The organism is Plantactinospora sp. ZYX-F-223 (assembly GCF_039649625.1).
Classification (GTDB): Bacteria; Actinomycetota; Actinomycetes; order Mycobacteriales; family Micromonosporaceae; genus Plantactinospora.
In genome coordinates this window covers 129,328-151,950 of the sequence record NZ_JBDJAV010000008.1, presented here as the reverse complement: position 1 = coordinate 151,950, position 22,623 = coordinate 129,328, and the positions used below count along the sequence as shown (strand labels likewise).

23 protein-coding genes are annotated in these 22,623 nt (G+C 72.1%); 13 read left to right on the top strand and 10 right to left on the bottom strand.

All coding sequences use genetic code 11. From position 1 onward, the window contains the following. Window positions 1–81: 81 nt before the first annotated feature. From AAH979_RS10840 to AAH979_RS10830, 3 genes are read left to right on the top strand one after another with little or no spacing between them, the layout of a single operon-like run. Window positions 82–936, top strand: a complete 855-nt coding sequence (locus AAH979_RS10840) for an ABC-2 family transporter protein (protein ID WP_346257943.1) — start codon at window positions 82–84, stop codon at window positions 934–936. Continuing rightward, complete coding sequence (locus AAH979_RS10835) at window positions 929–1,750, top strand: ABC-2 family transporter protein (RefSeq protein WP_346257942.1); 822 nt, start codon at window positions 929–931, stop codon at window positions 1,748–1,750. Before AAH979_RS10840 ends, AAH979_RS10835 begins: the two co-directional genes overlap by 8 nt. Next, a complete protein-coding gene (locus AAH979_RS10830) occupies window positions 1,747–2,748 on the top strand; it encodes an ATP-binding cassette domain-containing protein (RefSeq protein WP_346257941.1) in 1,002 nt (333 codons plus the stop codon). Before AAH979_RS10835 ends, AAH979_RS10830 begins: the two co-directional genes overlap by 4 nt. Before the next feature lie 19 nt (window positions 2,749–2,767). Here AAH979_RS10830 and AAH979_RS10825 read toward each other — a convergent pair whose 3' ends face one another. Further along, window positions 2,768–3,340 (bottom strand): XRE family transcriptional regulator, encoded by a 573-nt coding sequence (locus AAH979_RS10825; protein ID WP_346257940.1) that lies wholly within the window; start codon window positions 3,338–3,340, stop codon window positions 2,768–2,770. 91 nt (window positions 3,341–3,431) lie between these two features. Here AAH979_RS10825 and AAH979_RS10820 point away from each other — a divergent pair, with 91 nt between their 5' ends. Then, window positions 3,432–4,241, top strand: coding sequence for an AzlC family ABC transporter permease (locus tag AAH979_RS10820; RefSeq protein WP_346257939.1), 810 nt, complete (start codon window positions 3,432–3,434; stop codon window positions 4,239–4,241). Further along, the gene (locus tag AAH979_RS10815) at window positions 4,235–4,543 is read left to right on the top strand and encodes an AzlD domain-containing protein (protein ID WP_346257938.1); all 309 of its coding nucleotides are present in this window, start codon (window positions 4,235–4,237) and stop codon (window positions 4,541–4,543) included. Before AAH979_RS10820 ends, AAH979_RS10815 begins: the two co-directional genes overlap by 7 nt. A 67-nt stretch (window positions 4,544–4,610) precedes the next feature. Here the strand turns inward: AAH979_RS10815 and AAH979_RS10810 are convergent, their stop codons facing one another. From AAH979_RS10810 to nadA, 3 genes are all read right to left on the bottom strand, one after another. Beyond that, window positions 4,611–5,219, bottom strand: a complete 609-nt coding sequence (locus AAH979_RS10810) for a DUF3043 domain-containing protein (RefSeq protein ID WP_346257937.1) — start codon at window positions 5,217–5,219, stop codon at window positions 4,611–4,613. Between the two features lie 148 nt (window positions 5,220–5,367). After that, window positions 5,368–6,723: a UDP-N-acetylglucosamine 1-carboxyvinyltransferase gene (gene murA / locus AAH979_RS10805; RefSeq protein ID WP_346257936.1), complete on the bottom strand. Its 1,356-nt coding sequence runs from the start codon at window positions 6,721–6,723 to the stop codon at window positions 5,368–5,370. Between the two features lie 258 nt (window positions 6,724–6,981). After that, entirely contained in the window at window positions 6,982–8,151 is a 1,170-nt protein-coding gene (gene nadA, locus AAH979_RS10800) for a quinolinate synthase NadA (protein ID WP_346257935.1), read from the bottom strand. A 69-nt stretch (window positions 8,152–8,220) separates the two neighbouring features. Between nadA and AAH979_RS10795 the strand changes: the two genes are divergently transcribed. The 3 genes from AAH979_RS10795 to AAH979_RS10785 all read left to right on the top strand — a co-directional run bounded on the left by AAH979_RS10795 (window position 8,221) and on the right by AAH979_RS10785 (window position 11,329). Continuing rightward, complete coding sequence (locus tag AAH979_RS10795; protein ID WP_346257934.1) at window positions 8,221–9,360, top strand: glycerate kinase; 1,140 nt, start codon at window positions 8,221–8,223, stop codon at window positions 9,358–9,360. 262 nt (window positions 9,361–9,622) lie between these two features. Continuing rightward, complete coding sequence (erpA, locus tag AAH979_RS10790; RefSeq protein ID WP_346257933.1) at window positions 9,623–9,991, top strand: iron-sulfur cluster insertion protein ErpA; 369 nt, start codon at window positions 9,623–9,625, stop codon at window positions 9,989–9,991. 363 nt (window positions 9,992–10,354) lie between these two features. After that, complete coding sequence (locus AAH979_RS10785; RefSeq protein WP_346257932.1) at window positions 10,355–11,329, top strand: carbohydrate kinase family protein; 975 nt, start codon at window positions 10,355–10,357, stop codon at window positions 11,327–11,329. 65 nt (window positions 11,330–11,394) lie between these two features. On the opposite strand, the gene AAH979_RS10780 is transcribed toward AAH979_RS10785, so the two are convergent. After that, the gene (locus tag AAH979_RS10780) at window positions 11,395–11,628 is read right to left on the bottom strand and encodes a sulfurtransferase TusA family protein (RefSeq protein WP_318394326.1); all 234 of its coding nucleotides are present in this window, start codon (window positions 11,626–11,628) and stop codon (window positions 11,395–11,397) included. Between the two features lie 157 nt (window positions 11,629–11,785). Next, window positions 11,786–12,937 carry an aminotransferase class V-fold PLP-dependent enzyme gene (locus AAH979_RS10775; RefSeq protein ID WP_346257931.1) on the bottom strand — a complete coding sequence of 384 codons (1,152 nt, stop codon included), beginning with the start codon at window positions 12,935–12,937 and terminating at the stop codon, window positions 11,786–11,788. A 172-nt stretch (window positions 12,938–13,109) separates the two neighbouring features. Between AAH979_RS10775 and coxB the strand changes: the two genes are divergently transcribed. Beyond that, entirely contained in the window at window positions 13,110–14,072 is a 963-nt protein-coding gene (gene coxB, locus AAH979_RS10770; RefSeq protein ID WP_346257930.1) for a cytochrome c oxidase subunit II, read from the top strand. A 10-nt stretch (window positions 14,073–14,082) separates the two neighbouring features. After that, window positions 14,083–14,508 (top strand): cytochrome c oxidase subunit 4, encoded by a 426-nt coding sequence (locus AAH979_RS10765; RefSeq protein WP_346257929.1) that lies wholly within the window; start codon window positions 14,083–14,085, stop codon window positions 14,506–14,508. 672 nt (window positions 14,509–15,180) lie between these two features. On the opposite strand, the gene AAH979_RS10760 is transcribed toward AAH979_RS10765, so the two are convergent. The 4 genes from AAH979_RS10760 to AAH979_RS10745 all read right to left on the bottom strand — a co-directional run bounded on the left by AAH979_RS10760 (window position 15,181) and on the right by AAH979_RS10745 (window position 19,577). Further along, window positions 15,181–16,815: a cytochrome b N-terminal domain-containing protein gene (locus AAH979_RS10760; protein WP_346257928.1), complete on the bottom strand. Its 1,635-nt coding sequence runs from the start codon at window positions 16,813–16,815 to the stop codon at window positions 15,181–15,183. Continuing rightward, window positions 16,812–17,900 (bottom strand): ubiquinol-cytochrome c reductase iron-sulfur subunit, encoded by a 1,089-nt coding sequence (locus AAH979_RS10755; RefSeq protein ID WP_346257927.1) that lies wholly within the window; start codon window positions 17,898–17,900, stop codon window positions 16,812–16,814. The genes AAH979_RS10760 and AAH979_RS10755 overlap by 4 nt, the downstream gene beginning before the upstream one ends. A 153-nt stretch (window positions 17,901–18,053) precedes the next feature. Beyond that, entirely contained in the window at window positions 18,054–18,902 is an 849-nt protein-coding gene (locus AAH979_RS10750) for a c-type cytochrome (protein ID WP_346257926.1), read from the bottom strand. A 75-nt stretch (window positions 18,903–18,977) separates the two neighbouring features. After that, the gene (locus tag AAH979_RS10745) at window positions 18,978–19,577 is read right to left on the bottom strand and encodes a heme-copper oxidase subunit III (RefSeq protein WP_346257925.1); all 600 of its coding nucleotides are present in this window, start codon (window positions 19,575–19,577) and stop codon (window positions 18,978–18,980) included. A gap of 142 nt (window positions 19,578–19,719) precedes the next feature. On the opposite strand from AAH979_RS10745, the gene AAH979_RS10740 reads away from it, so the two are divergent. The 3 genes from AAH979_RS10740 to trpD all read left to right on the top strand — a co-directional run bounded on the left by AAH979_RS10740 (window position 19,720) and on the right by trpD (window position 22,318). Next, entirely contained in the window at window positions 19,720–20,640 is a 921-nt protein-coding gene (locus AAH979_RS10740) for a cytochrome c oxidase assembly protein (protein ID WP_346258010.1), read from the top strand. A gap of 144 nt (window positions 20,641–20,784) precedes the next feature. Beyond that, window positions 20,785–21,195 carry a hypothetical protein gene (locus AAH979_RS10735; protein ID WP_346257924.1) on the top strand — a complete coding sequence of 137 codons (411 nt, stop codon included), beginning with the start codon at window positions 20,785–20,787 and terminating at the stop codon, window positions 21,193–21,195. A 61-nt stretch (window positions 21,196–21,256) separates the two neighbouring features. Beyond that, window positions 21,257–22,318 carry an anthranilate phosphoribosyltransferase gene (gene trpD / locus AAH979_RS10730; protein WP_346257923.1) on the top strand — a complete coding sequence of 354 codons (1,062 nt, stop codon included), beginning with the start codon at window positions 21,257–21,259 and terminating at the stop codon, window positions 22,316–22,318. Window positions 22,319–22,623 lie beyond the last annotated feature (305 nt).

Sequence of the window (22,623 nt, the reverse complement as noted above, 5' to 3'; positions counted from 1 at the left end):
AAAAATCTCGCTGGGCAGCCGGGCGTTCCGGGTAAAGTCACCCGGCTCGGTGCAGCGTGGTCGCGGAAGGAGGGTAACGGCGTGGGCTCGGTCACCGCCACTGTGGCACCACCCATCAGCCGAAACATCATCCCATGGTTCCGGACATTTGCTGCGATAACCGGATCAGGGTTTCGTCGGTACTCTACATACCGGCAAGCTACTCTTGCCGGCGCCTTCACCAACACCGTCTTCGGCTTCCTGCGTTGCTACGTCCTGCTTGCCGTCGCCACCGGCGCCGGTGGCGTCGCGGGCGGCTACAGCCAGGCCCAGTTGGCCACCTTCGTCTGGGCCGGACAGGGCCTGCTCGCCGTGGTGCTGCTCTGGCGATGGACCGAACTGGCCGACCGGATCCGCACCGGCGAGGTCGCCAGCGACCTGCTCCGCCCGGTGCACCCGGTGGTCAGCTACCTCGCCACCGACCTCGGCCGGGCCGGGTACGCCCTGCTGACCCGCTTCCTCCCGCCGGTCGTCACCGGGCTGCTCTTCTTCGACCTGGCATTGCCGACCCGGTGGCAGACGGTGCCGCTCTTCCTGTGCTCCGTCGGGCTGGCGGTGGTGATCTGCTTCGGCTGCCGGTTCCTGGTGAACGCGACCGCGTACTGGCTGCACGACGCCCGGGGCGCGATGATCCTCTGGACCCTCGGCTCCGGCGTACTGGCCGGGCTCTACTTCCCGCTGCGGTTCCTGCCGGACTGGATCGCCGTGCCGCTCTGGCTGGCCACCCCGTTCCCGAGCCTGTTGCAGACCCCGCTGGACGTACTCGTCGAGCGGGACGGTGCGGCGATCCAGGCCGGGATGGTGGCCGTACAAGTGCTCTGGGCCGCTCTGGTCCTGCTGATCTGCCGTACGGTCCAGCGCCGGGCCGAGCACCGGCTGGTGGTGCAGGGTGGCTGAGTGGACGTACCGGCTGCGCCGGGCGCCGGCCTATCTGGCGCTGCTGCGCGGGCAGGCCCGGTCGCAGGCGTCGTACCGCACCTCGTTCGTGGTCGACCTGGTCAGCAACGTCGGCGCCACCGCGCTCGACGTGCTCACCGTGCTGGTGCTGTTCCGGGTCACCCGGCAACTGGGCGGCTTCGACCGGACCGAGGCGATGGTGATGGTGGGCCTCTCGTCGGCCGCCTTCGCCACCGCCGATCTCGCGGTCGGCAACGTGGAGGCGCTGCGCCAGTACGTCCGGACCGGGCTGCTGGACGCGGTGCTGGTCCGCCCACTCGGCGCGCTGCCCCAACTGCTGCTGATGGACCTGCCACTGCGCAAGGCGTCCCGGGCCGTCTTCGGGGCGGGCGTACTGGTGGTCGCGCTGGCCGCCGCCGACCTGGCGTGGACACCGGGGCGGGTGGTGCTGGCCGTGCTGGCCCCGCTGGCCGGGGTGGTGTTCTTCGGCGCGATCTTCGTGGCCACCGCGTCGCTGTCGTTCTGGTGGATCGACTCCGGCGAGGTGGGCTCGGCGTTCACCTACGGCGGCCGCGACTTCACCACGTACCCGATGACCGTCTACAGTGGTTGGTTTCGAGCGGTCTTCGCGTACGGCATGGGGTTCGGTTTCGTGGCCTACTACCCGGCACTGGCGCTGCTCGGCCGGGCCGACCCGGTCGGCCTGCCGGCCTGGGTGGGGTGGGCCGCACCGGGTGTCGCGCTGCCGGCCGCCGCGCTCGCCGCCGCGGCCTGGCGGCTCGGGGTACGCCACTACCGGAGCACCGGCTCGTGACCGCGACCCCGCCGGACGCTCCGGTCATCGAGGCCCGCGAACTGCGCAAGGAGTTCGTGGTACGGGTCCGGGCCGGCCGGTTCCGCCGGGCGAAGCGGGTGGTGGGCGCGGTCGACGGGATCGACCTCACGGTCCGGCGCGGCGAGATGGTCGGCTACATCGGGCCGAACGGCGCCGGCAAGTCGACCACGCTCAAGATGCTGACCGGGGTGCTGAGCCCCTCGTCCGGCCAGGTACGCGTCTGCGGCCTGCTGCCGGTGGCCCAGCGCACCCGGCTGGCGCTGCGCATCGGGGTGGTCTTCGGGCAGCGCTCGCAGCTCTGGTGGGACCTGCCGCTGCGGGACTCCTTCGACCTGCTCCGGCACGTCTACCGGGTCCCGGCGGCCGCGCACGCCGCGCGGCTGCGGCGCTGCCGGGCGGAACTCGACCTGGACGGGTTCCTGGACGTACCGGTGCGGCAGCTCTCGCTCGGGCAGCGGATGCGGGGCGAGTTGACCGCCGCGCTGCTGCACGGCCCGGAGGTGCTCTTCCTGGACGAGCCGACGATCGGGCTCGACGTGGTGAGCCGGCAGGCGGTCCGGGCCTTCCTGGCCGAACTCGGCGCGGCCGGCGACACCACCCTGGTACTGACCACCCACGACCTGGCCGACATCGAGCGGCTCTGCCGGCGGCTGGTGGTGATCGACCATGGCCGGGTGGTGCACGACGGGTCGATCGAGGCGCTGCACTCGCGGTACGGCTCGCGCCGGCAGGTGGTCGCCGACCTCGACGAGCCGCTGGCCGAGCCGCCGGTGCTGCCCGGTGCGCCGCTGCTGCGTACCGAGGCCGACGGGCGGCGGCTGGTCTTCGCCTGCGAGTCGGCCACCGCCTCCGACGTGGTGGCCGGGCTGGCCCGGGTCGCCGCGCTGCGGGACATCGCCATCGTGGAGCCGGACATCGAGGACGTCGTCGCCCGGCTCTACCGGGCGCCCGCCCCGGTCGACTCCGGCGGGCACTGACCGACCGGCCCGACGTGGTTCAGGGGTGCTCCATCACGAGCACGGCGAAGGTGCCGGGGGCGAGCGCCTCGTAGCGGTGCGGGACGTCGCCCGGAAACGTGACGTAGTCGCCCGGGCCGAGTTCGACCGGCTCGGCCGCCGGGCCGGTACGCAGCCGGCCGGCGGCCACCACCAGATGCTCCACGCTGCCCGGGATGTGCGGCTCGGCGTCGCGTACCTGGCCCGGTTCGAGTTCGATCAGGTAGATGTCCCGGCGTACCTGCGGTGCGCCGGCGGCCAGCAGGGTGCCGGTGAACTCGGCCTGCTGCGAGCGCAGCCCGGGGCCGTGCCCGGCCCGGATCACCCGTACCGCTGGCGGGGGCTGCTCGACGAGCCGGCTGAACGGTACGCCGAGGGCGACCCCGAGCGCCCAGACCGTCTCGACGCTGGGGTTTCCGTTGCCGGCCTCGAGTTGGGACAGGGTCGACTTGGCGATCCCGGCCCGGCGGGCCAGTTCCGCCAGCGAGATGCCGGCGCGTTCCCGTTCCCGGCGTAGCGCGGCGGCGATGGCGGGCACCGGGGAGCTGTCGGGACGGGGTTGCGTTCGGTCCATCGGTCCATCCGTTCGGCTTGACGAACGTGTCGTGGGGTGTTCATTATTCTGAACTATGCGTACGGCACACCGAACGTCGACACCCGGACCGGTGCCGACCCGTGCCCTGCTCCGCGACATCGGCGCGATCGCCGTCGCGATGGTGGCGATCGGCGCCTCCTTCGGCGCCGTGGCGCTCGCGGCCGGCCTCCCGGCCCCGGCGATCGTCGCGATGTCCACGCTGCTGTACGCCGGCGGTGCCCAGTTCATCGCGGTCGGGCTGATCGCGGCCGGCAGCCCGGTCGCGGCCGTCTTCGCCGGGTTACTGCTCAACGCCCGGCACCTGCCGTTCGGGCTGGCCCTCGGGGACGTCCTCGGGCGGCGCTGGCGGCACCGGCTGGTCGGCAGCCACCTGATGACCGACGAGGTCACCGCGTTCGCGCTGGCCCAACCCGACCGGGCCGGCCGGCGCCGGGCGTTCTGGCTGGCCGGGACCCTGCTCTTCCTGGCCTGGAACGCCGGCACCCTGCTCGGGGTGCTACTGGCCAGCCGGGTCGGCGACCCGCTCCGGCTGGGGCTGGACGCCGCGTTTCCGGCCGGGCTGCTCGCCCTGCTGCTGCCCGCGCTGCGCGACCCGCAGACCCGTCGGGTAGCCCTGGCCGGGGCGGCGATCGCGCTGCTGGTCACCCCCGTGCTGCCGGCCGGCCTGCCGGTGCTGCTGGCCCTGGCCGGCCTGGCCGTACTGCTGCTGCCCCGGCGACCTCGCCGAGCGGCCGTGCTGACCGGTCCCGCCGAGCACGGGCCGCCGCCACCGGACCGTCGACCCGGTCCCGCCGAGCACGGGCCGCCGCCACCGGACCGTCGGCCCGGTCCCGCCGAGCACGGGTCGCCGGACCGTCGACACGGGGAGCGCGGATGCTGATCGCGGTGATCCTGGCCCTGGCCGTCGGCACGTACGCCTTCCGGCTCTCCGGAGTGGTGCTGCGGGACCGGCTGGCCCTGCCCGACGGGGTGAGCCGGCTGCTGCCGGTCGCGGCCGCGACCCTGCTCGCGGCGCTGGCGGTGACGGCGGCGCTGACCGAGGCCGGCGCGTTCGCCGGCTTCGCCCGCCCGGCCGGGGTGCTCGTCGGCGCCGTGCTGGCCTGGCGCCGTGCCCCGTTCGTCGCGGTGGTGGTCGCGGCGGCCGGTACGGCGGCCCTGCTCCGCCTGCTCGGCATCCCGTGAGTCGGCCCTGCTCGGCGTCCCGTGAGTCTGCCTGCTCGGCGTCTCGTGGCGGGGCGGACCCGATGGCTCAGATCGCGTCGCCGAGGTTGACCCGGGGGACCGGGGCACGCATCCGGCGGAACGTGATGGAGCGCATGATCGCGTAAACGTAGAGCGAGCCCATCCGCTGGTCGGTCTTGGGGAACCGCTGCCGGACCAGCTTCTTGATCTTCCGTGAGATCAACACCGAGTCGATCACCAGGGCGATGGCCAGCAGGCCCCAGAGCAGGTTGGAGGCGAACCGCACCTCCGGAGGCATGGTGTTGGCCGAACCGATCAGCACCACCAGGGCGCCGCCGAAGAACCAGGTCCCGACCGTACGCCGGGAGTCCACCACGTCGCGGGCCAGCCCGCGCTCGGGAGCCCGGTCCCGGGGACCGCCCTCCCGGCGGAACTCGGCCGCCGACTCGGCCCGCAACTGCCGGCGCCGCTCCCGGGCCTCCTGCTTGGTGAGCGGCTTCGCGTCGCCGGCCACCCGCCGACCGGCGCTCGGGCGCTTCGGAGTCTCCTTGCCCAACTCCTTCTTGCTCGGGGTGTAGCCCCGGGGACGGGCGGGCGCGGACTCCTCGTCGGGGGTCACCTGAGCGGTGGCGTCCTCGACGGGGTCGGTGGGCTTGCGGCGAAACAGCGACGGCACGGGGCAAGGGTAGCCAACCCGCCACCCGCCCCGCACCTCGCGGTACGTCTACCGCCGGCCGCTACCGACCGGATGCCGGGTGAGCAGCGTCTCACCCGGCATCCGGTCCGCTGGCCACGGGCGCCCGCGTCGGGGCCCCGTGCGCCGGTTACGGGCGCTCGACGTGCGCGCCGAGGTCGGCGAGTTTGGCCTCGAAGTCCTCGTAGCCCCGGTTGATCAGATCCACCCCGTAGACCCGCGAGGTGCCCTCGGCCGCCAGCGCGGCGATCAGGTGGCTGAACCCGGCCCGCAGGTCGGGGATCACCAGGTCGGCGGCGTGCAGCTTCGACGGCCCGGCGATCACCGCGGAGTGCTTGAAGTTGCGGCGGCCGAACCGGCAGGGCGTACCGCCGAGGCAGTCCCGGTAGACCTGGATGGTGGCGCCCATCTTGTTCAGCGCCTCGGTGTAGCCGAGCCGCTGCTCGTACACGGTCTCGTGCACGATCGACAGGCCCCGGGCCTGGGTGAGTGCCACCACCAGCGGCTGCTGCCAGTCGGTCATGAACCCCGGGTGCACGTCGGTCTCCAGCGCCACCGCCCGCAGCTCGCCGCCGGGGTGCCAGAACCGGATCCCGCCCTCCTGGCCCGGCTGACCGGCCCGGGGCGGCCGGGTGTCGGTGACCTCGTACGCCCCGCCGACCGAGCGGAACACGTTGAGGAAGGTCATCATGTCGGCCTGCTCGGCGCCGAGCACCTCAACCCGGCCGCCGGTGGCCAGCGCGGCGGCGGCCCAACTCGCCGCCTCGATCCGGTCCGGGATCGGCCGGTGGGTGTATCCGCCCAGCCGGGCCACGCCCTGCACCTCGATCACCCGGTCGGTGTGCACCTTGATGATCGCGCCCATCTTCTGGAGTACGCAGATCAGGTCGATGATTTCCGGCTCGACGGCCGCGTTGCGCAGCTCGGTGACGCCCTCGGCGAGTACCGCGGTCAGCAGCACCTGCTCGGTGGCGCCCACGCTCGGGTAGGGCAGCTCGAACTTGGTGCCGTGCAGGCCGGACGGGGCGGTCAGGTGCATGCCCTCGGGTGTCTTGTCCACCACCGCGCCGAACTGCCGCAGCGCCTGGATGTGGAAGTCGATCGGCCGGGGGCCGATGTGGCAGCCGCCCAGGTCGGGGATGAACGCGTGGCCGAGCCGGTGCAGCAGCGGACCGCAGAACAGGATCGGGATCCGGCTCGACCCGGCGTGCACGTTGATTTCGTCCGTGCTGGCGCTCTCGACGTTGGCCGGGTCGAAGACCAGTTCGCCGTCGTCGACGCCGTCGGTGACCTTCACGCCGTGCAGTTCGAGCAGGCCACGGACCACCTCGACGTCGCGGATCCGCGGCACGTCGAAGAGCCGGCTCGGCTCGTCGCCGAGCAGGGCGGCGACCATCGCCTTGGAGACGAGATTCTTCGCGCCGCGCACTCGGATCTGCCCGGAAAGGGGCGTACCTCCGTGTACGACCAGGACGTCGTCGGTCAACGCAACCTCCAGCGGGTCGATGCTGCTCTACGTCGATGCTGTCCGCGAGGGTGAACCATCCGGTCCACACAGCCGTCGCCCCGTGGCCCGGCCGGCACGGCGCGGTCACGCCCTCCGGCCCGGACTCTGTCACGGCCCCGGGCAGCATAGCGCTCGGTTACGGAAAAGGAGCGGTCACAGCGCGACGGATGGCACGAAACGGGGACAGCGGCAGGAATCCGTACCCTGACAATTACCCTCGGTAGTCGCCTGCGTCCGCTACGGCAGGGCCAGCATCTGGTCCAGCGCCACCCGGGCGTGGTGTGCCGTGTCCCGGTCCACGGTGATCTGGTTCGGCACCCGGCCGGCGACCAGCTCCTCCAGCGACCAGACCAGGTGCGGCAGGTCGATCCGGTTCATCGTGGAGCAGTAGCAGACGGTCCGGTCCAGGAACATGACCTGCTTGTCCGGGTGGGCGTTGGCCAGCCGGCGGACCAGGTTCAGCTCGGTGCCGACCGCCCAGGCCGAACCGGCCGGCGCCGCCTCGATGGTGTTGATGATGTACTCCGTCGAGCCGACGTAGTCGGCCGCGGTCACCACGTCGTACCGGCACTCGGGGTGGACCAGCACGTTCACCCCGGGCACCCGCATCCGGACCTCGTCCACGCTGCTGCGGGTGAACCGGCCGTGCACCGAGCAGTGCCCCCGCCACAGGATCATCTTGGCTTCCCGGAGTTGCTTGGCGGTCAGCCCACCGCCCGGCTTGTGCGGGTCGTAGAGCACGCAGTCGTCGGCGTCCAGGCCCATCTTCAGCACCGCCGTGTTCCGGCCCAGGTGCTGGTCGGGGAGGAAGAGCACCCGCTGGCCGCGCTCGAACGCCCAGCGCAGCGCCCGCTCCGCGTTGGACGAGGTGCAGACCACTCCGCCGTTGCGCCCGACGAAGCCCTTGATGTCGGCGGACGAGTTCATGTAGGTCACCGGCACCGTCGAGCCGGCGACACCCAGCTCGTCCAGCGCCTCCCAGGCGGCCTCGACCTGCGGCAGCGCCGCCATGTCCGCCATCGAGCAGCCGGCGGCCAGGTCGGGCAGCACCACCCGCTGGGCGTCGGTGGTGAGGATGTCCGCGCTCTCGGCCATGAAGTGCACGCCGCAGAAGACGATGTACTCCGCGTCCGGCCGGGCCGCCGCCTCGCGGGCGAGCTTGAACGAGTCGCCGGTCACGTCGGCGAACTGGATGACCTCGTCCCGCTGGTAGTGGTGGCCGAGCACGAACACCCGGTCACCGAGCGCCGCCTTCGCCGCCCTGGCCCGGGCGACCAGGTTCGGGTCGCTCGGCGGCGGCAGCTCACCGGGACAGTCCACCCCGCGCTCGCTGGCCGGGTCGGCGCCCCGGCCGAGCAGCAGCAGGGCGGTTGCGGTGCTGGACGGCTCTACCCACGTCGAAGTCACGTACCCCATGTTTTCACAGCGGGGGCCGCTTTCCAGCCGCACCGATGTGGCCTGCCACACTCGTGATCCATGCGGATCCTGATCTGTCCGGACAAGTTCGCCGGGACCCTCTCCGCGTCCGAGGTGGCCGAGGCGGTCCGGGACGGGTGGCGGGAAGTGGCCCCCGGCGACGACCTGGTGCTGCGGCCACTCTCCGACGGCGGGCCGGGCTTCGTCGAGGTGCTCGCCGCCGCCCTGCCCGGTCGCCGGGTGCCGGTGTCGACCGTCGACCCGCTGGGCCGGCCGGTCGAAGGCGAGATCCTGATCACCGCCGACGGCGGTACGGCGTACGTGGAGAGCGCCCAGGCGTGCGGGCTGCACCTGCTCGCCCCCGACGAGCGTGACCCGAGGCGGGCCACCTCGTACGGCCTCGGCGCGCTGCTCGGCACCGCCGCCGAGGCCGGGGCCCGGCGCGCCGTCGTCGGGCTGGGCGGCTCGGCAGTGAACGACGCGGGCGCGGGGCTGCTGGCCGCGCTGAACGCCGTACCGGTGGACGCCGCAGGGATGGCCCTCCCGTACGGCGGAGCCGCGCTGCTCGCCGTCGCCGGGCTGACCGGACGGCCCCAGACGCGCGGGATGGAACTGGTCGCGGCGACCGACGTCGACAACCCGCTGACCGGGCTGACCGGCGCGTCGAACGTCTTCGGCCCGCAGAAGGGTGCGACCAGGGAGGACGTACTCCTGCTCGACGACGCGCTGCGGCGGTTCGCCGAGGTGCTGGAGCGTGACCTGCCCGGCTGCCCACCCGGGCTGGCCGGGCTGCCCGGTGCCGGCGCGGCCGGCGGGCTCGGTGCGGCGCTGCTCGCCCTGGGCGGCCGGTGCGAGTCCGGCATCAACCTGGTCACCCGGCTGACCGGGCTGGACGCCGCCTACGACGAGGCCGACCTGGTGATCACCGGGGAGGGTTCCTTCGACCACCAGTCGCTGGGCGGCAAGGTGGTCGCCGGGGTGGCCGGGGCGGCCCGGGACCGGGGGGTGCCCTGCGTGGTGCTGGCTGGCCGGGTCAGCGCCGGGCGGCGGGAGTCGGCGGCGGCCGGGGTGACCGAGACGCACAGCCTGGTCGACCACTTCGGCGGGGAGCCGCACGGTGGCGCCGAGCGGGCGATGAGCCGGCCGGCGGAGGGCCTGCGGGCGCTGGCGGCCCGCCTGGCCGGGCAGTGGAGCCGCTGATCCGGCGGTCGCTGGTCCTCCCCGGCGGGGCCGGGTCGGTGAATGCAGACCGGGCCCGGCGGGACCGCATTGGGGTGTTCGTCACATTCGTCGGGGCGGCCGGGACGATCCGGCACACCGGGCCGGGTTCCACCCGAGCCTGGGTGACCTGCGTCGCATCCGCCTAGAATCGATTTTGTACCCGCATTGGGAATCACCGGCCAGCCGGCTAGCGTTGGCCAGTACGGATAAACATCGCACCGGCGCAGGGGAGACTTTCATCGTGACAACGCCAGCGCAGACCGAGTCGACCGCGGCAACCGCTCCGAGCACCGTCGTCCTGACCGACGTCGCGGCGCAGAAGGTGAAGGCCCTGATCGAGCAGGAGGGCCGCGACGACCTGCGGCTGCGGGTCGCGGTGCAGCCGGGTGGCTGCTCCGGCCTGCGCTATCAGCTCTTCTTCGACGAGCGCTCGCTCGACGGTGACGTGGTCAGCGACTTCGGCGGGGTCGAGGTCGTCGTCGACCGGATGAGCGCGCCGTACCTCACCGGCGCCACCATCGACTTCGCCGACCGGATCGACGCCCAGGGCTTCACCATCGACAACCCGAACGCGCAGAACTCGTGCGCCTGCGGAGATTCGTTCCACTGATCGGTGCTTTGTCCCGGTTTAGCCGGTACAACCCGATTTGCCGTTACATACTGAATGCCTGAGCGGGTCGCCCCGCGCGGGCGGCGTGACGTTACCCGGAGAGTCCGTCATGCCGCCGCGCCGGAGCGGCCCGTTCGGCGTACCGGGGCATCCGGGGCGTCCCGGGCGTGGCGGCGGACCCGGGGCAGCGGGTGAGGTCCGAGACGGCCTCGCGCCCGGCCCGCGTCCCGGCGTCCCGAGGTTGCCGGGCGGCGAGCTGCGGATGACGCCCAGTTTGCTGGTACCCGATCGATCGGGGACGTGGCGGACGACAGACCGGTAGGCTGACCCGGCCGCATTACCGTCTCAACTCCGAGGGCCGACATGAAGATCGCCGTCACCGGCTCGATCGCCACCGACCACCTGATGCACTTCCCGGGCCGGTTCGCCGATCAGTTCATCGCCGACCAGTTGCACAAGGTCTCGCTCTCCTTCCTCGTCGACGAGCTGGTGCTCCGGCGGGGCGGGGTCGCCGCCAACATCGCCTTCGGGATGGCGCAGCTCGGCCTGCGGCCGGTGTTGCTCGGCGCGGTCGGCGCCGACTTCGACGACTACCGGTCCTGGCTGGAGCGGCACGGCGTCGACTGCTCCTCCGTGCACGTCAGCGAGGTGGCTCACACGGCGCGGTTCGTCTGCACCACCGACACCGAGATGTGCCAGATCGCGTCCTTCTACGCCGGAGCGATGAGCGAGGCCCGCAACATCGAGCTGGCCCCGGTCGCCGACCGGGTCGGCGGGCTCGACCTGGTGCTGGTCAGCGCCAACGACCCGGACGCGATGCTGCGGCACTCCGAGGAGTGCCGCCAGCGGGGGTACGCCTTCGCCGCCGACCCGTCGCAGCAGCTCGCCCGGATGGACGGCTCCGACGTGCTCGGCCTGATCGACGGCGCCGACTACCTGCTGACCAACGACTACGAGAAGTCGCTGCTACAGAGCAAGGCCGGGCTGACCGACGACCAGTTGCTGGACCGGGTCAAGATCCGGGTCACCACGCTGGGCAAGGACGGGGTGGAGATCGACGGCCGGGAAATCGACCGGATCCACGTGCCGATCGCCCGCGAGTTGCAGGCCGCCGACCCGACCGGGGTGGGCGACGGCTTCCGGGCCGGATTCTTCGCCGGCCTCTCCTGGGGACTGAGCCTGGAACGGTCCGCCCAGGTCGGCTCGCTCCTCGCCACGCTGGTGCTGGAGACCGTCGGCACCCAGGAGTACGAGGTCCGGGGCGACCTCTTCGTCAAGCGCCTCGCCGAGTCGTACGGCGACCAGGCCGCTGAAGAGGTCCGGCAGCACCTGGGCTGAGACGTCGCCGGGTCACCCCGGCCGGGCGGCGGCGCGGGGCGGTCACCCGCGCCGTCGGTCTCCGGTCAGTGGGCGCGGCGGATGTCGTAGGCGGGGGAGCCGTCGACGGTCGGGGTGTCGACCAGTTCCTGCCCGCGCATCCGGCACCAGGCCGGAATGTCGATCGCCGCGGCCGGGTCGTCGGCGAGTACCCGGAGCACGCCGCCGACCGGCAGCTGGGGCAGCCGCCGGGCCGCCGCGATGACCGGCAGCGGGCAGCGCTGGCCGAGACAGTCGACGACCTCGTCCGGCCCGTTCACCGCTGACCTCCCGGCACCTGAGTACGTCCCTTCCGTTCCCCTCGGCCTCCCCGGCGACCTTGCCCGAACGGCCCGGCGACCGCCGCCGTCGGCGTCGGCGTTCCGGCGATTGTCCGACGGCGGGCCGAGCCGGGCCAACCGGCCCGCCGGAGCGGGCTCAGAGTCCGACCACGCCGGCCTCGGCGCGCAGGGTGGCCACGATCCCCGGCAGCTCGGCGAGGAACCGGTCGACCTCCGCCTCGGTGCTCTCCCGGTGCAGCGAGATCCGCACGTTGCCGTGCGACAGCACCCCCATCGCCTCCAGCACGTGCGACGGGCGCAGCGTGGACGAGGTGCAGGACGATCCCGACGAGACCGCGAAGCCGCGCCGGTCCAGGGCGTGCAGCAGCGCCTCGCCGTCCAGGTAGAGGCAGGAGAAGGTGACCAGGTGCGGCAGCCGGCGCACCGGGTCGCCGACCACCTCCACGTCGGGCACCGTCGCCGCCACGGTGGCGCGGATCCGGTCGACCAGCGGGCCGAGCCGGGCGGCCTCGGCCGCCGCCTCCGCGTCCACCGCCCGCAGCGCGGCCGCCGCCGCCACGATCGCCGGCAGGTTTCCCACCCCCGGGGTACGACCCGCTTCCCGCTCGTCCGCCGGATACGGCGACTCCCAGCGGGTGCCCTTGCGGACCACCAGCAGCCCCACCCCGGGCGGGCCGCCCCACTTGTGCGCGCTGGCCGAGAGCATCGACCAGCCCTCCGGCACCGGCAGCCGGCCCACCGACTGGGCGGCGTCGACGTGCAGCGGTACCCCGGCCGCCGCGCAGGCCCGCGCCGCCTCGGCCACCGGCTGCACCGTACCCACCTCGTGGCTGGCGCTGATCAACGTGGCCAGCGCCACTCCGGGGCCGGCCACCGCCGACGACCAGGCGTCGAGATCGAGCCGCCCGGCCCGGTCCACCGGTACCGGGGTGGCGGTGCCGCCGGCGGCCACGTGCCGTTCCGCCGCGTGCAGTACCGCGGAGTGCTCGATCGCCGAGTGCACCAGCGTGCCGCCCGCCCGGCGGCGCCCGGCCAGCCCGCCGAGCACCGCGGCGTGCACCGCCGCCGTACCGCTGGGGGTGAAGGAGAGCTCGTCGGGGCGTACCCCGAGCACCTCGGCGGTGGCCGCCCGCGCCGCGTCGAGGAGTTGGCGGGCCCGGCGGGCCGGCGCGTAGAGCCGGGCCGGATCGGCCCAGCCGTCCTCCAGCGCGGCGAGCATCGCCTGCCGGGCTACCGGGTGTAGCGGTGCCGCGGAGGCCGCGTCGAAGTACGCCGGGGGCTCGCTCACCAGGAAACCGTAGCGCGGCGGGGGGTCGGGCAAGATCCCCCGGCAGAGTGGGGACGCGGACCCCAAGGCCGTCCAGCCTACGCAGGTCGAGTAATCTGCGACCGTCGGTGACGCCTTTGCCGCCGGTGTCGACAAACGCCGACGCCGCGGCGCGCTAGGGAGGCAGGACCAGGTGGTCGCAAGGGGTTCGGAGGTACGGTCGTCGGCCGTACGGCAGAACAGTCCCCGGGACGCCCGAGGGCGCGGCCCGCGCCCGTCGGTGGGCCGGCTGGCCGGGCTCGGAGCCGGTGGCGCCGCGCTGCTCGCCCTGCTGACCGGTTGTGACGTCGGCCGGACGTTCGACGGGTTCGGCTGGCCGCAGGGTGGCATCAGCCCCGAGTCCCACCGCATGTACGACCTCTGGATCGGCTCGACGATCGCGGCCCTGGCGGTCGGCATCTTCGTCTGGGGCCTGATCTTCTGGTGCGTCATCCGCTACCGCAAGCGGGGCGAGGCGCTGCCGGTGCAGACCCGGTTCAACATGCCGATGGAGTTCCTCTACACCATCGCGCCGATCCTGGTCGTCGCCGTGCTCTTCTACTACACGGCGATCGTGCAGACCGGAGTGAACAAGGTCACCAGCAACCCGGACGTCACCGTCGAGGTGGTCGCGTTCAAGTGGAACTGGCAGTTCAACTACCGGGACAAGCCGGGCGAGGACGCCAACACGGTGGCCTCGACCCTGGGCACCACCGAGGTGATCCCGATCCTGGTGCTGCCGACCGGCCGGAGCATCCGGTTCGAGGAGACCAGCCGGGACGTCATCCACTCGTTCTGGGTACCGGAGCTGCTGTTCAAGCGGGACGTCTTCCCCGGCAACGTACGCAACGTCTTCGAGGTCACCAGCCTCGACACCGAGGGGGCGTACGTCGGCCGCTGCGCCGAGCTGTGCGGCACGTACCACTCGATGATGAACTTCGAGCTGCGGGTGGTCTCGCCGGACGAGTACGACCGGTTCATCGAGGCGAAGCGGGCCGGCCAGTCGACCCAGGATGCCCTGGTCGCCATCGGTGAGGCGCCGCTCGCCCAGACCACCCGGCCGTTCGAGACCCGGCGGGACGTCAACAACTTCGGTAACGCGAGCGCGGGAAGCTGAGGAGCGCCAAATGAAGACCGAGTGGAAGCTGTTCAGCATCGTCTCGATCTTCCTCGCCCTCGCGGCGGTCGTCTACGGGCTGTGGACGTCCGGCGTCGACGGGCGGGTGGAGTGGATCGGCACGGTCGCGCTGGCGCTGTCGTTCCTGCTCACCGCGATGTGCGGCGGCTTCTTCTGGTTCGTGTCGCGGCGGATCGACCCGCGCCCCGAGGACCGGCCGGACGCCGAGATCTCGGACGGCGCGGGTGAGGTCGGCTTCTTCAGCCCGGGCAGCTACTGGCCGTTCGGGCTGGCCCTCGCCGCCACCATCGCCGGCCTGGGCCTGGTGTTCTGGCAGTGGTGGCTGATCGCCACCGGCATGGTCGCGGTGATCTTCGGCGCCTGCGGGCTGCTCTTCGAGTACTACTCCGGCACCCGGCGCACCGCGGAGCACTGACCGGCGCCGTCAGCCTCTCCGGCGACCCGTGGCCCCTCCAGGGCTGCGGGTCGCCGTCGTTTGGTGCCCATCAGCCGTGCTGAGCGGGCCGTGTGGCGAAGATCTGGTCCAGGCGGTACCCGAGAGGGGGGCCGGGCGGCCGACGCGCCGCGCACGCCCGCCATGACGCTGCCGGCGAGACCGGTGGCGAGGGCGAGCAGGTTTGCCGGCGTGCGCCTCCGGGTTCCGGCAGGTTGCCGGCCTGCGCCTCCGGGTTCCGGCCCGGCGCCAGCTCGCCGGGCCCGGCCTGTGCCGGGCCTGCCCGGTCGAGCCGGTCGGCGACGGCCCGCTTCAGGCTGCCGGAGGTGCGGCCGTAGGGGGACGGCCTGCCTCAGGCTGCCGGAGGTGCGGCCGTAGGGCGACGGCCCGCTTCAGGCCGCTAGCCGGCCGGTAGTGGAGGGCGCGGCCAGTGCCGGGTCGGTCAACGCGAGGGCCGTGGTGGGCGGTGAAGACCGTGACCGCGGCCCGCTGGCCGTCGTCGGCGGGGATGGGCGGGCCCAGCCAGCCGCCGAGCAGGTCCCGGACCGTACCGGGCCCTCGTGACGCCTCGGGTCCGGGCAACGAGCGTGGCGATCATCCCGGAAACGCAGTGGCGCCCGCCGGAGGACTCCGGCGGGCGCCACTGCGTTTCGCTCAGCGGCTGCTACTGCCGCCGCTGCCGCTGCCGATCTCCTGGCGCTCGGGGCGCGGCTCGACCGGCGGGTGTCCGGGCGAGACCGGCGCCTCGGCCGGCTTCTCGATCGGGTAGAAGAAGCCCCGGATCGCCGGGCCCAGCGCGCCCAGCCGGTTCATCTTCTTCGGTACGACCCAGCCGACGTACTCCAGCTCGCCGTGTCCGTCCTCGTCGGTCCGGCCGAGCGGCTGGTGCACCTCCACGAACTGCCCGTTCGGGAGCCGGCGGATGATGCCGGTCTCGACGCCGTGCGCCAGCACCTCCCGGTCGTGCTGCTGGAGGCCGAGGCAGATCCGGTAGGTGACGTAGTATGCCAGCGGCGGTACGACGATCAACCCGATCCGGCCCGCCCAGGTCATCGCGTTCAGGCTGATCCAGAACTTCTCCGCGATCACGTCGTTGGCGCCGGAGAGCGTCAGCACCAGCCAGAACGACACCGCCATCGCACCGAGGGCGGTCCGGCCGGGCACGTCACGCGGGCGCTGGAGCAGGTTGTGGATCTCCCGGTCCTTGTTCAGCCGTGCCTCGATGAACGGATAGAGCAGCGGCACCACGGTCAGGATGCCGGGCAGCACCACGGTGGGCCAGAACAGTGGTGGGATGACGTACCCGTCGCCGATCGGGATGTTGATCTCCCATGGCGGCATCAGCCGGGTCGACCCGTCCAGGAACATCACGTACCAGTCGGGCTGGCTGGCCGCGGAGACCACGCCGGCCTCGTACGGGCCGAAGAGCCAGATCGGGTTGATCTGGACGAGCCCGCCGAGCAGTGCGATCACCCCGAAGACGACCATGAAGAAGCCGCCCTGCTTGAGCGCGTAGCGCGGGAAGAACCGCTCGCCGACCACGTTCGAGTTGGTCCGGCCGGGGCCGGGCCACTGGGTGTGCTTCTGCTTGAAGACCAGTGCGAGGTGCGCGGTGATCAGGCCCACCAGCAGGGCCGGGATCAGCAGCACATGGGCGATGAAGAACCGGCTGATGATGATCTCGCCCGGGAACTCACCGGCGAAGATCGCCGTGGTGACCCAGCTACCGATCACCGGGATCGACAGCATGATGGCGGAGGCGATCCGCAGGCCGGTGCCGGAGAGCCCGTCGTCCGGCAGCGAGTAGCCGGTGAAGCCGGCCAGGAAGCCGACCCAGAAGAGCAGGTAGCCGATCATCCAGTTCAGCTCGCGCGGCTTGCGGAACGCTCCGGTGAAGAAGATCCGCATCATGTGCACGATGATCGACGCCATGAACAGCAGCGCGGCCCAGTGGTGCATCTGCCGCATGATCAGGCCGCCGCGTACGTCGAACGAGATGGTCAGCGACGACTCGTACGCGGCGGACATGTGGGTGCCCTGATACGGCCGGTAGCTGCCGTCGTAGGTCACCTCGCGCAGCGACGGCTCGAAGAACAGCGTCAGGTAGACGCCGGTGAGCAGCAGCACGATGAACGAGAAGAGCGCGATCTCGCCCAGCAGGAACGACCAGTGGTCCGGGAAGACCTTGTTGAGCATGGCCCGCAGCGGGGTGTTCACCTGGAGCCGGTCGTCGACCTCCCGGGCCGCCTTGCCCGGCACCGCCGCCAGATCGAACCTACGACGCTTCATGGCCGCTCCCAGAAGTCGGGCCCGACCGTCTCGGTGAAGTCGGACTGCGCGACGAAGAAGCCTTCCTCAACGGCCAGGGGAAGCTGAGGAAGCCGCCGGCTCGCGGGTCCGAAGATCGGGCGGGCGTTGTCGGTGATCAGGAACTGGGACTGGTGGCAGGGGCAGAGCAGCCGGTTGGTCTGCTGCTCGTAGAGGCTGGCCGGGCAGCCGGCGTGGGTGCAGATCTTCGAGTAGGCGATGTAGTTGCCCCACATGAAGTCCTGCTTGCCGTCCCGGTCGTTCGCCGCCTTCGCCTCGGCCGCGTCACCCTCCCGGAGGTGGATCAGCAGGACCGGGGAGTCGGCGTGCTTGTTGGTGGCGCCGCCCTCGATGCCCGGGAAGACGGTGATCTGACCGCCGGGGCTGACGTCCTCCGGGCGTACCGGCGTGCCGTCCTGGTGGGTCAGGTGGACCCGCTTGCCGTCGTGCGGCTTCCAGCCGGTGGTGAAGTACTGGTTGTTCTTGTGCGGCTGCTCGATCAGGCCGCCGATCAACGGTGCCGCGGCGACCGCGCCCACCGGGGCCAGGCCGGCGAGCAGCGAGATGCCCAGCAGCGGGCGGCGGCGTACGCCCAGCTCGTCGGCCATGTAGACCAGCGTGTTACCGGTGATCTTGCGCTCCTCGTCGCTGGCCGGCTCGATGTGCCGATCCTGGATCGACACCTCCTTCGGCATCAGCTTCTTGCCCCAGGCGAGGATGCCGAAACCGACCAGCAGCAGGGCCAGGCCCAGGGTCAGGCCGAGGACCGGGGTGTAGAGCTTGCCGGCACCGGTACCGGGCTTGTACTGCCAGGGCCACCAGATGTACGCCACCACGAACGCCGTGGCGAAGAGGCCGACCAGCAGGAACATCCCAGCTATCGTCCGGGTGATCCGGCGCTCGGCCTTGGTGCCCGGGACGGGGAACTGCGCCTCGTAGTGGACGATCTCGATGTCGTCGCGCCGGGCGCCCTCCCGGACGATGTCAAAGCGGGAGACCTGCGGGTCGTTCACGTCGATCGCGTTGCCGGTGGTGCCGGAGGCGTGTCCGTCCGTGCGCGTGCTCATGCCGACCCTCCGCTTCGCTCCGGCTCGCCATGAGGCTCATCCGCACTGAACTTGCTGATTCGCTCGCTGCGCTCGCTCATGCCGACCCTCCGCTTCGCTCCGGCTCGCCATGAGGCTCATCCGCACTGAACTTGCTGATTCGCTTGCGCTCGCTCACGACTTCCCCGCAATCCACAGCGCGGCGAAGACCAGCGCGACCATGCCGACCAGGAAGATCGCCACACCCTCGGTGGCCGGGCCGAGCCGGCCCAGGTTCAGCCCACCCGGGTCGCGGTCCTCGGCCAGCGTCTGCTGGACGTACGCGATGATGTCGGCCTTCTGCTCCGGCCGCAGCTGGTTGTCACCGAAGACCGGCATGTTCTGCGGCCCGGTCAGCATCGCGGCGTAGATCTGCCGGTCGCTGGCGTCCCGGAGGTTCGGGGCGAACTTCCCGGAGGAGAGCGCACCGCCGCCACCGCCGAAGGTGTGGCAGGAGGAACAGTTGATCCGGAACAGCCGGCCGCCCTCGGCCACGTCCCCGTCGCGGTGCAGGTTGTCCCCCTCGGGCAGCTGCGGCCCGCCGCCGAGTTCCTGCACGTACTGCGCGAGCTGGGTGGTCTGCTCGTCGTTGAAGACCGGCGGCTTCTGCTCGGCCTGGGCCTCCTGCCGGGCCAGCGGCATCCGTCCGGTGCCCACCTGGAACTCCACGGAGGCGGCGCCGACGCCGATCAGGCTCGGGCCGCGCCCCTCGACGCCCTGCGCGTTGCGGCCGTGGCAGCTCACGCAGCTCGTGTCGAAGAGCGCCTTGCCCTCCTGCGCCGCCGAGGTGAGCTGCGGGGTGTCCTGCGCCGAAAGGCCCGGGGCGAAGACGGTGTAGGCGCCGCCGGCCAGGGTGAGTGCGGCCAGCAGCCGGACCGCGGCGCCCAGTCGACGGCGGGCCTTGCCGCGCGGCCTCGACCGCGCGCGGCGAAGCCGCGAGAGCAGCCCGCGGGAGCGGTCGCCGCCGGGGGTGTCAGAAGTCATGGCCTGTGTCCTTAACGGTTTTCTCGACCTTGTCTCAGGGACGGGGCAACGGGGCGGAACGTGACAGCTCCAAGATCACTGAAGCCAGTAGATCATGCCGTAGAGCGCGATCCAGACCACGTCGACGAAGTGCCAGTAGTAGGAGACGACGATCGCCGAGGTCGCCTGTGCCGGGGTGAACCGGCCCATGGTCGTCCGGATCATGAAGATGACGAAGGCGACCAGACCGCCGGTCACGTGCAGCGCGTGGAAGCCGGTGGTCAGGTAGAAGACCGACCCGTACCCGTCGCCGTTGATCTTCACGCCCTCGTGCACCAGGTTGCGGTACTCGTTGAGCTGGCCGAGGACGAAGACCAGGCCCATCACGAACGTGATCGTGAACCAGCGGCGCAGTGCGTGCACGTCACCCCGCTCGGCCGCGAAGACGCCGATCTGGCAGGTGACCGAGGAGAGCACCAGGATCACCGTGAACGTCGTCGCGTACGGGATTTGCAGCACCTCGGTGTGCTTCTCCCACTGCTCGGGCGCCGCCGCCCGGATGGAGAAGTACATCGCGAACAACGCCGCGAAGAACATGAGTTCGCTCGAGAGCCACACGATCGTCCCGACGCTGACCATGTTGGGTCGGGTCAGCGAGTGGATCCGGCTCTTGTCAATGGCTGAGGCCGCAGTCACGCGGTCATTATTGCCCCTGATCGGCATCGGCCATCGTCGGGGTGGCCTAACTGCCTCGTCGGACGGGGTGACATGCCTCGCCCGGTTCGTCTGGCCTAGCCTGAAAAACGTGCTGCACCTCGATCCCGGTACCGCCTCGGCCGTGCCCCCGGCACCGGCCGTTCTCGCCGGTGGGGGCGCCGAGACGGCCCCGTTCACCGTCTCCGCCGTCTTCACCGAGGCCACGCTGAACAACTGGCTCGCCGTCGGCCTGGTGCTGGCCGCCGCCTGCTACCTGTACGGCGTACACCGGCTGCGGGTGCGCGGGCACACCTGGCCGGTGCTGCGTACCGTGCTCTTCCTCGGACCGGGGCTGGGCGGGATCGCCGCGGTCACGCTCAGCGGGCTGGGCGCGTACGACACCACCCTGCTGTCGGTGCACATGGTCCAGCACATGGTGCTGTCGATGATCGCGCCGATCTTCCTCGCCCTCGGCGCCCCGGTGACGCTGGCGCTGCGTACCCTCGGCAAGGCACCCCGGCGGCGACTGCTCGCGGTGCTGCACAGCCGGGTGGCGAAGGTGCTCTCCTTCCCGCTCTTCGCGTACGCGATCTTCGTGGTCAACCCGTTCGTGTTGTATTTCTCCGGGCTCTACCGGTGGACCCTGGAGAACTCGTTCGGCCACGAGCTGGTGCACGCGCACTTCATCCTCACCGGCTGCCTCTTCTTCTGGCCGCTGGTCGGGCTCGACCCGCTGCCGGGCCGCTGGCCCTACCCGGCCCGGGCGCTGCTGATGGTGCTCTCGGTGCCGTTCCACACCGTGCTCGGGCTCACGGTGATGCAGAGCACCACCCTCTTCGGCGGCGACTGGTACCCGTCGCTCGGGCTGGCCTGGTCCGACCCGTGGAACGACCAGAAGGTCGCCGGCGGGGTCCTCTGGGCCGGGGGCGAGTTCGTCAGCGTCACCATGCTCGCCGTGCTGGTGGTGCAGTGGGTGCGGCAGTCCGAGCGGGAGGCCCGCCGGGTGGACCGGGAACTGGACCGCCAGGAGGCCCGGGAACGGGCTGCCGGCAGCGCGGTGTAACGGGGCGGGCCGGATGCGGCGCCCGGCGTACCCGGTGTCCCGGGATTCGGGCGGTGCCGGCCCCGGGAGCCGGGCGGGCCGGTCGGGCCCCGGAGCCGACCGGTACGATCGGCGGGCAGCTACGAGGTGGGAGCCCAGCGACCGATGAGCGATCGTCAGTACACCGTCCTGCTCTACAGCGACGACCCGGAGGTCCGGGACCGGATGCGGCTCGCCGTCGGCACCCGGCCGGCGGCCGACCTGACCGTCGAGTTCGTCGACGCGGCCAGCTACGACGAGTGCATCCGGCTGGTCGACGACTACGAGATCGACCTGCTGCTGCTCGACGGCGAGGCGACCCCGTCCGGTGGGCTCGGCATCGCCCGGCAGATCAAGGACGACCGGGACGACGCCCCGCCGACCTGCGTGGTGATCGCCCGGGCGGCCGACCGCTGGCTCGCGGCGTACGCCCAGGTCGACGCCACCCTGGTGCACCCGCTCGACCCGGTGACCACCGGCCAGACCGTGGCCGGCCTGCTCCGCGCCCGCGCCAGCGGGGCGAGCGCGCGCTCCTAGGGCTCCGGGGAAACCGCACCACCACACACCGCCAACCACCCGCCCCGCCCGGGAGGCCCGCATGGGGGAACGGACCTGGCCCAACCTGCTCGCCGCGCTGCTGCGCGCCGAGGAACTCTCCACCGCCGACACCGCGTGGGCAATGGGGGAGATCATGTCGGGTTCGGCGACACCGGTCCAGATCGCCGGGTTCGCCACGGCGCTGCGGGCCAAGGGGGAGACCCCGGCCGAACTGGCCGGCCTGGTCGAGGCGATGCTGGGCCGGGCGACCCTGGTGGAGCTGCCCGAGCCGCTCCGGGCCGACGCCGTGGACGTGGTCGGCACCGGCGGAGACCGCGCACACACCGTCAACATCTCCACCATGACCGCGATGGTGGTGGCCGGCGCCGGGGTACGCGTCGTCAAGCACGGCAACCGGGCCGCCTCCTCCTCGTGCGGCGCCGCCGACCTGCTCGAATTCCTCGGTGTGCCGCTCGACCTGGGGCCGGCCGGGGTGGCCCGGTGCGTGACCGAGGTCGGCATCGGGTTCTGCTTCGCCGCCCGGTTCCACCCCGGGATGCGGCACACCGCGGTGCCCCGCCGGGAGATGGGCGTCCCGACGGTCTTCAACTTCCTCGGCCCACTGACCAACCCGGCCCGGCCCCGGTCCGGCGCGGTGGGGTGCTTCGACCCCCGGATGGCTCCGGTGGTGGCCGAGGTCTTCGCCCGGCGCGGCGACTCGGTGCTGGTGATGCGCGGCGAGGACGGGCTCGACGAGTTCAGCACCGGCGCGCCGACCCGGCTGTGGATCGCGGACCAGGGCCGGGTCACCGAGACCGTGGCCGACGCCGCCGACCTCGACCTACCCCGCTCGGCCCCCGGCGACCTGCGTGGTGGTGACGCCGCCTTCAACGCCGACGTGACCCGCCGGCTGCTGACCGGCGAGCGTGGCCCGGTCCGGGACGCGGTACTGGTCAACGCCGCTGCCGCCCTGGCGGCCAACGGCGGGTTCGCCGGTGGACTGCTACCGGCGATGCGGGACGGGCTGGCCCGGGCGGCCGAGTCGATCGACTCCGGCGCCGCCGCCCGCACCCTCGACACCTGGGTCGAGGTCGCCAAGGCGGCCAAGGCCGACGAGCTCTAGCGGGCGGGGATTCCCCGAGCACGGTCGCACTGTTCCTGGAAAGGCGTGGCCGGCGCCATGATGCCGATGTTGCGTACGTTGGCGAGCGCGTCTGCGGCGGCCACTTCAGCTCGGCCCGAGGGCGCTACTTCGGGGAGGTAGCGCGATCGTCGGGCGCTGCCACCGTCGCGTGATTTTCGCCGGCGGTCGCGCATACCGCCGGGTGCGGGGTACCCGGCGGGGCGATGGACAAACGCGCGTCGAGGTCGGGCGGCTGCGTCCGTCGGGCGGGATCGTGCCGGACCCGGCCGATTCCGGCTGCCATC

Excerpts from the sequence above, each read along its gene's own strand:
- AAH979_RS10825 (WP_346257940.1), bottom strand. The coding sequence starts at position 3,340 with ATGGACCGAACGCAACCCCGTCCCGACAGCTCCCCGGTGCCCGCCATC.
- AAH979_RS10815 (WP_346257938.1), top strand. The coding sequence starts at position 4,235 with ATGCTGATCGCGGTGATCCTGGCCCTGGCCGTCGGCACGTACGCCTTC.
- AAH979_RS10795 (WP_346257934.1), top strand. The coding sequence starts at position 8,221 with ATGCGGATCCTGATCTGTCCGGACAAGTTCGCCGGGACCCTCTCCGCG.
- AAH979_RS10785 (WP_346257932.1), top strand. The coding sequence starts at position 10,355 with ATGAAGATCGCCGTCACCGGCTCGATCGCCACCGACCACCTGATGCAC.
- AAH979_RS10765 (WP_346257929.1), top strand. The coding sequence starts at position 14,083 with ATGAAGACCGAGTGGAAGCTGTTCAGCATCGTCTCGATCTTCCTCGCC.
- AAH979_RS10760 (WP_346257928.1), bottom strand. The coding sequence starts at position 16,815 with ATGAAGCGTCGTAGGTTCGATCTGGCGGCGGTGCCGGGCAAGGCGGCC.
- AAH979_RS10755 (WP_346257927.1), bottom strand. The coding sequence starts at position 17,900 with ATGAGCACGCGCACGGACGGACACGCCTCCGGCACCACCGGCAACGCG.
- AAH979_RS10750 (WP_346257926.1), bottom strand. The coding sequence starts at position 18,902 with ATGACTTCTGACACCCCCGGCGGCGACCGCTCCCGCGGGCTGCTCTCG.
- AAH979_RS10735 (WP_346257924.1), top strand. The coding sequence starts at position 20,785 with ATGAGCGATCGTCAGTACACCGTCCTGCTCTACAGCGACGACCCGGAG.
- trpD (WP_346257923.1), top strand. The coding sequence starts at position 21,257 with ATGGGGGAACGGACCTGGCCCAACCTGCTCGCCGCGCTGCTGCGCGCC.